Annotated in this window: 11 protein-coding genes; 2 read left to right on the top strand and 9 right to left on the bottom strand. The window is 45.0% G+C overall.

Annotation, left to right across the window (positions count from 1 at the left end):
* Positions 1 to 23: 23 nt before the first annotated feature.
* Positions 24 to 458 carry a YkvA family protein gene (locus tag KNP94_RS00740; RefSeq protein WP_088836537.1) on the bottom strand — a complete coding sequence of 145 codons (435 nt, stop codon included), beginning with the start codon at positions 456 to 458 and terminating at the stop codon, positions 24 to 26.
* A gap of 162 nt (positions 459 to 620) precedes the next feature.
* Here KNP94_RS00740 and KNP94_RS00735 point away from each other — a divergent pair, with 162 nt between their 5' ends.
* Positions 621 to 1361, top strand: a complete 741-nt coding sequence (locus KNP94_RS00735) for an SDR family NAD(P)-dependent oxidoreductase (protein ID WP_215115088.1) — start codon at positions 621 to 623, stop codon at positions 1359 to 1361.
* Between the two features lie 525 nt (positions 1362 to 1886).
* Entirely contained in the window at positions 1887 to 3080 is a 1194-nt protein-coding gene (locus KNP94_RS00730) for a murein hydrolase activator EnvC family protein (RefSeq protein ID WP_239456840.1), read from the top strand.
* Between the two features lie 70 nt (positions 3081 to 3150).
* On the opposite strand, the gene KNP94_RS00725 is transcribed toward KNP94_RS00730, so the two are convergent.
* The 8 genes from KNP94_RS00725 to KNP94_RS00690 form a co-directional block, all read right to left on the bottom strand.
* On the bottom strand, positions 3151 to 4800 hold the full coding sequence (locus KNP94_RS00725) for a methyl-accepting chemotaxis protein (protein WP_088836534.1): 1650 nt from the start codon (positions 4798 to 4800) through the stop codon (positions 3151 to 3153).
* Positions 4797 to 5774 carry a BMP family lipoprotein gene (locus KNP94_RS00720; RefSeq protein WP_088836533.1) on the bottom strand — a complete coding sequence of 326 codons (978 nt, stop codon included), beginning with the start codon at positions 5772 to 5774 and terminating at the stop codon, positions 4797 to 4799. Before KNP94_RS00720 ends, KNP94_RS00725 begins: the two co-directional genes overlap by 4 nt.
* Positions 5775 to 5926: 152 nt before the next feature.
* Positions 5927 to 6592: a deoxyribose-phosphate aldolase gene (deoC, locus tag KNP94_RS00715; protein ID WP_029332908.1), complete on the bottom strand. Its 666-nt coding sequence runs from the start codon at positions 6590 to 6592 to the stop codon at positions 5927 to 5929.
* A gap of 77 nt (positions 6593 to 6669) precedes the next feature.
* The gene (gene rarD, locus KNP94_RS00710) at positions 6670 to 7554 is read right to left on the bottom strand and encodes an EamA family transporter RarD (RefSeq protein WP_088836531.1); all 885 of its coding nucleotides are present in this window, start codon (positions 7552 to 7554) and stop codon (positions 6670 to 6672) included.
* Positions 7555 to 7576: 22 nt separating this feature from the next.
* A complete protein-coding gene (gene rarD, locus KNP94_RS00705; RefSeq protein ID WP_029332906.1) occupies positions 7577 to 8452 on the bottom strand; it encodes an EamA family transporter RarD in 876 nt (291 codons plus the stop codon).
* A gap of 55 nt (positions 8453 to 8507) precedes the next feature.
* Positions 8508 to 9203, bottom strand: coding sequence for a 23S rRNA pseudouridine(2604) synthase RluF (rluF, locus tag KNP94_RS00700; RefSeq protein ID WP_088836530.1), 696 nt, complete (start codon positions 9201 to 9203; stop codon positions 8508 to 8510).
* Positions 9204 to 9634: 431 nt separating this feature from the next.
* Positions 9635 to 10969, bottom strand: coding sequence for a tRNA (N(6)-L-threonylcarbamoyladenosine(37)-C(2))-methylthiotransferase MtaB (gene mtaB, locus KNP94_RS00695; RefSeq protein WP_088836529.1), 1335 nt, complete (start codon positions 10967 to 10969; stop codon positions 9635 to 9637).
* Positions 10970 to 10974: 5 nt separating this feature from the next.
* A complete protein-coding gene (locus KNP94_RS00690) occupies positions 10975 to 11721 on the bottom strand; it encodes a 16S rRNA (uracil(1498)-N(3))-methyltransferase (RefSeq protein ID WP_215115087.1) in 747 nt (248 codons plus the stop codon).
* Positions 11722 to 11724: the final 3 nt, after the last annotated feature.

Raw genomic sequence — 11724 nt, 5'->3', positions numbered from 1 at the left:
AGGCTCAACAATCCGTCTATGTTTCAGTAGGCATCTTCACTTTGGATAGGTTGCGTTCGTGCTTTTTGTTGCTCATCCTGCCAATCACTATATCGCGTCAACTCTTCAAAAATCGTTTTCGTGACGAACAGAATAATCGCGACATCATCTGCGAACCCAAAACCAAGAATAAAATCTGGAATCAAGTCGATTGGTGAAACCAGATAAATCAACGCACCGATTACTTTTAGAATTGTTGTCCGGCGGATATTTCGGTATTCTCCTGATTGATACGAACGTACCATATCAATGAATAAGCGAACCGGCGAAAAGACAAGTGACAGACTTGAATTTTTTTGAATTGAATTGTTCGCTCGTTTTAAAATCGATTTTGTTTTTTTCGGACGATCGATATAGTCCTTTGCTTCTTCCGCATATTGATCTTGTTGTTGTTTTAATTTCTCATTCGATAAATCCATCCGTAAATCCCCCATTCGACGATTTAATGTCTTTAACGTTAATACTATTCCCTCTACACTTGATTGATAATCCTCAACCGTACTTGAAACGTTAGGTTTTAATCAATCCGATTCAGGCTATTCCATTTAGAAGGAAAGTTGCAAAGAATAGGAGTGAAAGACATGGATTTAGTCAATCAAACGGTCATTATTACTGGTGCTGCAAACGGGATTGGTGCAACGCTTGCTAAAACATATGCAAATGAAGGTGCCGTCGTCATTTTAGCAGATATTGATCAAATGACGGGTGAAGTCATTGCTCAAGAAATCGAAGAAGCTGGTGGAACGGCTTACTTTTACCGGTTGGACGTTCAAGACGAACATGATGTCAACTTACTCATCGAAAAAGCATTAGAACATACAGGTAAAATCGACATCATCATCAATAACGCCGGCATCATCATTCGAAAACCCCTTCTTGAACTCACGCTCGAAGAATGGGACCGCGTCAACCATACGAACTTACGCAGTATCTTTTTGACAACAAAGGCATCTGCACCACATCTAAAACACGGTGGTCGAATCGTTAACTTGGCTTCGACTCGTGCCTATATGTCGGAGCCTGATACAGAATCGTATGCCGCAACAAAAGGTGGAATCGTCGCTTTGACACATGCTCTTGCCGTTTCGTTAGGTCCCAAAGGCGTTCTCGTCAATGCAATCGCACCAGGGTGGATCGAGACCGGGAATTATCATGAACTTTCCCCGGAGGATCATTCGCAACACCCGTCTGGACGCGTCGGTAAGCCAGAAGATGTCGCTCGTGCCGCCCTGTTCTTAACGAACCCCGAAAATGATTTCTTGACGGGAGAGACACTTGTCCTTGATGGTGGGATGACGCGAAAAATGATCTATGAAGAATGAGTACCGATCGACTGATTGAAAACCATGCGACTACAAGGGTGGGAGTTATTGCATTCTCCCCTCTTGTTTCACATGACTCCTTCAGGAAAAAGTCCCAACGTATCTTGTCTTGCCGAGCAAAGCGCTTAAAAAAGTAATTCCTTTTTTTGTGTCTGACCATTTAGTCCAAAACTAATTTAAATAACCGAATCATTCATATATCAAACCACTTTTTAATAATGAATATAAAATATTACAAAAACATATCAATGTTCTTTTATTGAATTTTATCTTTCTATCTCGTCTACCATTCCTTTTTTACCGCTTTATACCAGTCTTTTCATTGTCTTCTTTACGATACTTATCAATTATTTTCATAAAAAGTACATACTTTCTATCATTATTTTCCTTATTATTTTAAATAAACTGTAACGTCCCTCCGTAAAAATTGTTGTTAGAGTAGTACAAGTATCACTCAACAACAAGGAAGGACTGATCGATTCACTTATGAAAAAATCTTTCATGCACTCAATGGGAATTTCCCTGATGACACTCACACTTCTCACAACACCATTCGTTACATCCGTAGGTGCTGCGACTTCATATAAAGACAAACAACAACAAAACGAACAAAAACAATCAAAACAAAAAGAAGCACTCGACGAAAACAATCAACAATTATCGAAAGCCCAAGAGAAAGTTTACGCGATTGACCAACAAATCAATGGATTGACGCTTCAAGTCGTCGAAAATGAACAAAAGATTGATCAAAATGAACGTCAGTTAACGAAACTTAAACAAAAGATTACAGCTTTACAGAAGAAAATCAAAAAACAAGAAAAAATGCTCGGCGATCGGCTGGCAGTTCGACAAGCTAAATCTGATAAAGATCCATTGCTCGAAGCTGTCTTCGGTGCAGAAGACATTGGTGATATGATCAGTCGCTTCAACGCATTCAATACGATTGCCGAAAGTGATGCTTCATTATTAAAAGATTACGAAACGAGTAAACAAGAGTTGGCAGAAGCAAAACAAGAACTTGAAGATACACGTACCGCACTCATCCATGACCGGAAAGTTCTAAAAAAGAAGCAACACGAGTTGAATGCTGAAAAGGACAAACGAACAGCCTTATTAAAACGCTTGAAGAAACAAAAGCGTTCAATCGAATCAAACATCTTAAGTCTAAAAGAGGCCGCTGCTCAACTTAAGGCACAAGAAGCGGCAGCCAAAGCCGCTGCTCTCGCAGCTAAAAAACAAGCAGCCGCGCAATCGGCGCAACCTGCTTCAATCAGTAAAGCAAGTACGAAAGTTATCTCAAATGCAACCGGAAAATTCATCAAACCTGCGAACGGTTCCATTTCACAAGGTATGGGTGCCGCGAGCGGAAATAATGGCTATGCTTATCATAACGGGACCGATTTCGCTGGACCGGTCAATTCTGCAATCGTCGCATCAGCTGCTGGAACTGTCATTCAAGCAAGCTCCGGTGGTCCGTATGGTAATCATGTCTATATCGCACACAACATCGGTGGTAAGACATATACGACTGTTTATGCGCATATGAATGCCTTGACAGTTAAACAAGGACAACAAGTCAAGCAAGGCCAACAAATCGGAAAACTCGGTAGTACGGGGAATTCAACCGGTCCCCATCTTCACTTCGAGATTCATGAAGGTGGCTACCAATATAATGCGAACGGACGGACAAACGAACTAAACCCAGAAAGTTTCTTTTAAAATGAATAAGCCCCGACACGTCGATTGATGTGTCGGGGCTTATTTTTTATATTGAGAACATGAGAGGTCATTAAATTTTAAATTGATTTGTTTGTTGATCAAGTGATGTTGTTGTCGTCTCGAGCTCTAACATCAATTGATGAATTTGCTCGAACGAAGCTTGTTGATCACGCATCGAAGCTGCGACCTCTTGATTCCCTGCCGCTAACTCTTCCATTACGCCACTAACCGAACTGACCTGATTGACGACATCATTCGCTTGTTCTTTCGAGCGGACAAGCTGTGATGTCACGTAATTGAGCGTTTCAGTGACATCGGCTACATTTTTCCGCGTCTCTTCGAATGCCGATTTGACTTGAGCAAAGTTTGCGACCTGATTCTCTTGTTCTTTTTCAGAACGCAACAATGCTTCTTGCAAGACAGCACCATCTTGGCGAATCGAACGTACGAGTGAGAAGATTGATCGTGTCGCTTGGTGCGTCTCGTCCGCAAGTTTTTTCACTTCGCTTGCGACGACGGCAAAGCCACGTCCTGCTTCTCCGGCTCTTGCCGCTTCAATCGCTGCATTCAAGGATAAGAGGTTTGTCTGCGCCGAGACACCTGAAACAAGTTCTGCCATTTTTTCGATTTGTTGTGTCTGTTCAAGGAAACCTTCTAGCTGACGTCCAAGTTCGCGGTTTTGAACCGTCGACGCAGCGAGTGAGGCTGTTTGTTCTTCCATGACCGAAGCACTCTGCCCCATCGTCGTGTCTGCGACTTGACCTTGGCTTAATGCAAGCTGAGCCCGACGTTCACTTTGGTCGAATGAGGAGCTCATGTCTGTAATCGTACTGACCGTCGTCTGTAAATCATCCGATACTGTCTGTGTTCCGCTCGCCATCTCATTGATCGCATGCGTCATATTACCAGACACTTCGACGATGTTCGCATTTTCAGACGTTGCCTGTTCACTCATTTGACTGATTGTATTCGAAGTATGACTAATCGTCCCAATCACACCATGTAACGTTTGTTGCATTTGCGCAATCGCTGACTCGAGACGACCGATTTCATCTGCTCGTCCTGACGTCTCCAGTTGCTCCGATAAATCACCAGCCGAAATTTGCTCCGCTGTTTTAACGACACGGCTGATTGGACGCGTAATGCTCCGTGCGAAATACCAATTATATAGTGCTAACGCAATCAATAAAACAAACGTTGCGATTAACACAGTCCGTGTCAAATTGACGGTCTGGTCCTTCGCTTCTTGTTGCAGTACATCATAAAACTCACCGTTTTTTGTATGTAGTGTATACAAATCACTTAGTACACCCTCGATTCGGGCAGCATATGATCGGATTTCAATCGGGTTACGCCCCTCGACCAAATCATTTCGTTCAGCTGATAACGCAGTATATTTTGCTTCCGCCCGGTCCATTTCCGTTTTAAATGCATCAATTAAATACGTTTTTTCAAGCAACTGTAGCGCCTTCTCGTTCTTTTGACTTAAAGCGAGTACTTGCTCGACTTGACTGTCAGACGGTTGAGTTGCAAGACGGTTCCATGCGGCTTGTTCGTACAGTAGTTTTGTTTCAAGTTCCGAGATTTCGACAAGCTGTTTTCCATAATCTTCGTTGTACGATTGAATTTGCCGGAGTTCAACCAACGTCCATCCCATCAAGGCAACGACACTGATGATCGTCACGAGTGTCGAAATTAAAAAGCGTGTCCGTAACGTCATTGTACGTCAACCTTCCCTTCTAATACATCTTGTTTCAGTTGCTCAAGTTGCTTTAAATCTTTCTCTGAAAACGTTACATTTCGAATCGGGGCTAGTTGAATCGCACCTTCTTTGACACCGAGCACGATTTGACCCGACTGTAACCCTTTTTCTTTTACCGTATCGCCAATCGTCGTGATCGCGAGATCGACTTGTTTTAACATCGAGGTCATGACGGCGTCAGGCGCAATTGCCGTCTGATCACTATCGACACCAATCGCTTTATTGCCTTTTGCTTGCGCTGCTTCGAGGACACCACTGCCCGTCAAACCAGCTGCGGCAAATAACACATCTGCTTGTTGTTTCATTTGATCGTTCGCAATCGTCCGTCCTTTTTCGGGTGCTGCAAAGTCTTCTGCATAATCGACTAAAACTTTGATGTCCGGATTGACGGCTTTTGCTCCTGCCGTGTATCCTTTTTCAAACTTCTCGATTAAAGGCGACTTCATTCCTCCAACAAACCCAATCGTCTCATTTTCCGATTGAAGCGCAGCAGCAGCTCCTGCAAGATAACTGCCTTCATCTTCTTTAAATGTAACCGATAAGACATTTGGTAGTTCTGATACGGCATCAATCAACGCAAATTGTTGCAATGGATAACGTTTCGCGACTTCTTCTAATTCCGCTTGTCCCATAAAACCTAATCCGACGACGACGGTCGGCTTCTCTTTTGCCAACGTATCAAACGCCACTTTATATGTTTTCGTTTCCCCTAGTTCACGATAATCAATGAACCAATCTTCTTTTTCACGTAGTAAGGCCATCCCACTCATCGCGGCATCACTAAACGATTGATCACCAAGACCGACATCTGATAAGACAACCGCCATTTTTTGACGTTCCTTCACTGCTTGATCTGGATCGTCGATGATACTTCCACAACCTGCTAAACTGATCGTCGTCGCAAGCATTGCTAGTTTCCAGTGTTTCAACATCTCTACACTTCCTTCCAACGTTCTACATCTGATTATCGGAAGTGATGTCTGACTTCTTAATAGCTAGATTAAATTCAGAATTTTCCTGACAACAAAAAAACACGCCCCTCCTAACATAGGAAAGACGTGTCTGATGATGTATTTATTGCGAATTAATAATCGCTGTCTGAAGAACCACCTGTTACGATGGCGATACCAGCAGATGCACCGATACGTGATGCACCAGCATCGATCATCGCTTTAGCGCCTTCGAAGTCACGAACGCCACCTGAAGCTTTCACACCGATGTCAGGTCCCACTGTTTCACGCATGAGGCGAATGTCTTCAACCGTTGCACCACCAGTTGAGAAACCAGTTGATGTTTTAACGAAGTTCGCTCCAGCTTTGACTGAAAGTTCAGCAGCTGTTTTGATTTCTTCTTTTGTTAAGAGGCAGTTTTCAAAAATGACTTTAACGAGTGTACCATTCGCCGCTTCGACTACTGCACGGATATCACGTTCCACGAGTTCCACGTCACCGTCTTTTAGTGCGCCGATGTTAAGAACCATGTCGATTTCAGTTGCACCGTTTTTGATCGCATCTTTCGTTTCGAAAGCTTTGACTTCTGGTGTGTTCGCACCAAGTGGGAAACCGATTACTGTACAAACTTTAACGTCGTCGTCAGACTTTAAAAGTTCTGCTGCAAGTGCGACATACGTCGGGTTGACACAGACGCTAGCAAATTTGTACTCGAGTGCTTCCTTGCAAAGTGTTTCGATTTGGGCGCGTGATGTTTCCGGCTTGAGTGCCGTGTGGTCGATCATAGCTGCTAAGTTCATGATTAGTTTTCCTCCTTAAGGATATCCCTTATACTCTTTTTCTATTCTATCACGCAAGAGGTCAGACTTCTATCTTTTTACGCTACTTTCCGCAGTTGTTTTTTTCGAATCAATAAACTGTTTAACGTAAAGACGAGCGCAGCCGACCAAATAAATGTAAACGCGACCAAGTGTGTACGTGTAAAGGGTTCATCATACAAGAGAACACCGATGGCAAGTGATAGCGTCGGAGCAACAAACTGTAGAAAACCGACGACTGTATATGGGATCCGTTGGGCACCAAAACCGAATAAAAGTAACGGTACGGCCGTGATTACACCTGTCAACAATAATCCTGCCGTGACGAACGGTGTGTGCGAGAAGGTCGACGTTCCTTGTACACCAAGATAACTGATAAAAAGGAGTGCGAGCGGTAGCGGTGCGAGCGTTTCGAGTGTCAGACTGACCGTCGCTTCGAGCGGACGTTGTTTCTTGACGACACCATAAAAGCCGAAACTAAATGCGAGCGCAAGCGAAATCCAAGGGAACTCGCCATAACCGATTGTTAAAATCAAGACACCGATCGTCGCGAGCAAAATTGCAATCCATTCAATCCGTGACAATTTCTCTTTAAAGAAGAACACCCCGAACACGATGCTGACGAGCGGATTGATGTAGTAGCCAAGCGAGGCTTCGACGATGAAATTATGGTTGACTGCCCAGATGTAGATAAACCAATTCATACTAATGATGATTCCGTTCAAGAAAAACAATCTTCGTGTCCGTTGATTTTTAAACGCCGTCGTCAATTTAGGTAATGCTTTTTGGAAATACAATAACAGTAATAAAAACAAAAACGACCAGACAATCCGATTGGCGAGTATTGCCTCGCTTGAGACGCTAGCTAACAGCTTCCAATAAATCGGAAGTAATCCCCAAATGACATATGCTCCTAATGTGGCAAACAGGCCAGGTTTATTCATCGTTCCATTCCTCTTTTCTGAATTACGAGACCTTTTTCATCTTCATTCGTCCTGCCGATAAACCACTGATCGTAAACAGTGCGACGGCAATCCAGATGAACAGGAAGGCCACGAAGTGAATCGATGTAAACACATCATTAAACAAAAAGACACCGAGTACTAACGTCAACGTCGGTGCGATGTACTGCAAGATACCGACATATACAAATGGAATCTTCGGCATACCGTACCCAAACAGCATCAACTGAACAGCTGTCGCAACACCAAGCATGATGATGGCAATCAAGGCTCCGGTCGGTAAAGCGAGCGGATTCGCTCCCGTCACACCAAGCGTCAACAACGCGAACGGTAATGTCACTAACGTCTCTAGGAATAACCCTGATAACGGTTCTGCCGCTGCCTTTTTCTTTAACACACCATAAAAAGCAAACGAAACAGCAAGCGAAAAAGCAATGATTGGAAACTTCCCGTAGCCGAATGTCAAAATCAAGACACCGATGATGGCACTGATGATGGCAATCAATTGGGGCCGGTTCAAACGTTCTTGGAAAAATAACAACCCAAACAATACGCTGACGAGCGGATTGATGTAATAGCCGAGCGACGATTCGACGATGTACCCTTCACCGATTGCATAGAGATAGAGCGTCCAATTCCCACCGAGGACAAGACCAGCAGCTAAAACGGTCAGACGTTGTTTTTTATTCCGCCATAATCGACCGACTTGCGTAAATTTGCCGGACAAACGTAATAATAGTGTGACGAAGATGAACGCACTGATGATGCGAATCGACACGACCGTCCACGCCGGAACAGTGTCTGCAAATAATTTGTAAATCGGTAACAACCCGCCAATCACGTAGGCGACGAACGTCGCGCTCATTCCCCGTTTATCCACAATGAACCTCCTTATGTATACAAGTAAAGCCGCCATCATCATGGCGACTTTTTCGTTATTCCTGATCGAGCGTCGTAAATAAGGTTTTCATTTCTGACTCCGTCAAGTCACGCCATTCACCAATCGGTAAATCACCTAACTCAATATTCATGATACGGACCCGCTGCAACCGTTTGACGCGGTAACCAAATTCTTTACACATGCGACGAATCTGCCGGTTCAAGCCTTGCGTCAAGACGATTCGGAATGTCCGTGACTCGAGTTGTTCGACGATACATTCTTTCGTTGTTGTTCCAAGGATATCGACGCCGCTCGCCATTCCTTCGATGAACGTCTCTGTGATCGGGGCATCAACCGTTACGATATATTCTTTATCGTGATTATTCTCTGCCCGTAAAATCCGGTTGACGATGTCCCCATCGTTCGTCAAAATGATCAGTCCATCTGAGTCTTTGTCTAAGCGCCCGATCGGGAAAATCCGTTTCGGATGATTGACGAAATCGATGATATTTCCTTCGATGTCGAGTTCGGTCGTACATGTGATGCCGACCGGTTTGTTCAAAATCAAGTACTCAAGCGTCGGTTTTGTTTGGAGCGGCTGTCCATCGATTTCAACGGCATCCGTCGCTTCCGCTTGTGAGCCGAGTTCGGCAACGACACCGTTGATTGTGACGCGACCGGCATCGACTAATTTATCCGCTGCCCGTCTTGAGCAGTATCCTGTTTCACTGATGAATTTATTAATTCGCATAGATTGTCCTCTTTCTCTTGTTAGAATCTTTCCTCAGTGTAGCGTATCCGTTACTTGAAAACAAAATAATTTATTTTGTTCAGCGTGTTATGAAGCGTGAACATGCGATATCGAGAGTCAATCCGTTCGTGCTCCCCTGTCTCTCACCTCGTCTTCAAAGCGCCAGGGTCGCGACCGATTGTATTTTGCGGTTCTAAGGCGATTCAAGACGGAGTGCACTCTAAACCGTCTGCATGCCCGGATTTCCGTCACGGTATTCCCTAAAAAGCGTCACGTTTCGTTGACTCCTGCGGGAAAAGTACGTTTCCAACGCACGTTCAGAGGAAAGAAAGACCGAGGAAAGCAACGAAAAAAGACGCTTGATTTCCCGATAGCACGTTGTCTACTCGCTAAAAAAGTTCGTCTCCCTGAAGCAGGAAGACGAACTCATTTCAGATCGCTTGTTCTTTTAATGTCTCCATGATGCGGACGAATTGTCCGTCATTCATTGGATAGCCGGCTTTATTGATTTTGACGCGCACGAGTTGACCAATCAAAGATTCGTCCCCTTCGATTGCGACACGTAAGTAATTGTCCGTGTAACCGACGAGACGACCGCCTGCTTCTTCCGAAAACTCTTCCGGAATGATTTCAAGCAGTTCCCCTTCGTATTTTGAAGCATATTCTTTTGCGAGTTGATCCGATAAAGCGATCAAACGCGCAACACGCTGTTCTTTCATCGACTCTTCCACTTGATCGTCCATCATCGCAGCTGGTGTCCCTGTCCGTTTCGAATAAGGGAAGACATGCAGCTCACTGAACTTATGATCATTGATGAAGTTGAACGTCTCCATGAACTCTTCTTCCGTCTCACCCGGGAAACCGACGATAACATCTGACGTGATGGCACAGTCCGGTAACACTTCTTTCAGACGCGTGATCCGTTCCCCGAACTCCGCCATCGTGTACTTACGACGCATCCGCCGTAAAACGGTATCCGATGCTGACTGAATCGGGACATGCAAGTGTCGGACGACGATTGGCGAATCCTTTAAGACGTCTAACACTTCATCCGTGATTTGACTCGCTTCGATCGAAGAAATCCGAAGGCGTTCAAGACCTGTGACGGACTCGAGTGCTTTGAGTAACTTCGCTAAGTTATAGTCTTTCAAATCTTCACCGTAGCCACCCGTATGAATCCCCGTCAGGACGATTTCTTTGTAACCGGCATCAACGAGCTGTTGTGCTTGCTTTAAGACATCTTCCGGTTGACGAGAACGCATCAACCCACGTGCCCATGGAATGATGCAGAAGGTACAAAAATTATTGCAGCCTTCTTGAATCTTCAGCGAAGCACGTGTCCGGTCCGTAAACGCTGGAACGTCCAGTTCTTCGTAGACTTTTGCCTTCATGATGTTCCCGACTGCATTAATCGGCATCCGTTCTTCGCGGAACTGTTCGATGTACCCAATCATCTTGTGGCGGTCTTGTGTCCCGACGACGACGTCAACCCCTGGAATCGCCATGATTTCAGCAGGCGATGTCTGCGCATAACAACCCGTTACACAGATGACGCTGTCTGGATTTTGACGAATCGCCCGTCGAATGACTTGACGACTTTTTTTATCACCCGTATTCGTAACGGTACATGTATTGACGACGTAGACGTCTGCATGATCTGCAAAATCGACACGCGCGTAACCTGCATCTTTAAACAGCTGCCAGACGGCCTCTGTCTCATAATGATTGACTTTACAGCCAAGCGTTTGAAAGGCAACAGTAGCCATTTCGTTCACCCTTTCAGTTCAAAATGATACGATACGGCGGATAGGACATACAGCGGCGCCGTTTCCGTCCGTAAAATCCGTCGTCCGAGTGATGCCGGTAAGAAGCCGGCATCGGTCAACCGTGTTACCTCCGTCTCCGTCAGTCCACCTTCAGGACCAATCACGACGAGGAGTGAATCCCCTGCTTGTAGTCGCGCCAGAGTCGAGGCAAAAGCCGTAGCTTCGCCTTCTTTCGCTGATTCTTCGTATGCGACTAAACATGCCGTATATTGCGGTGCTTCTTGTAGGACTTCATCATACGTCACATAGTCAACTTGCGGCAAGTGAGCACGGTAGGATTGCTCGGCTGCTTCTTTGATGATTTTTTCAAGACGCTCGATTTTTTTCGGGACCTTTTTCGCATCCCATTTCGAGACCGAACGGGCGGATTCAAAAATGAGTAGTTGATTCATCCCGAGTTCGGTCGCTTTTTGAGCGACAAGCTCGATTTTATCCCCTTTCGGCAAGGCGTAAGCAAGCGTCACCCGAATCGGTAATTCTGTATCGATTGGTAACGACTCGACAATCCATGCGACGGCCTGTTGTTTGTCGAGTTCTTCGAGCGCACAACGAAATAGGCCGGTTCCATCAAGGACCAAGATTTCATCCCCGACATCCATTCGCATGACGTTTTTCATATGATGGGCGTCATCCTTTTGCAAGGTAAACCGTTCTCCCGAGCGAGCTGCCTGTTCTACAAAGTATCGTTGCATCGG

Origin of the sequence: Exiguobacterium sp. s80 (assembly GCF_018618725.1) — a bacterium.
In the GTDB taxonomy this organism is placed as follows: domain Bacteria; phylum Bacillota; class Bacilli; order Exiguobacteriales; family Exiguobacteriaceae; genus Exiguobacterium_A; species Exiguobacterium_A oxidotolerans.
Note: the sequence above shows the minus strand (reverse complement) of the source record. Positions and strands in the feature narration are given on the sequence as shown.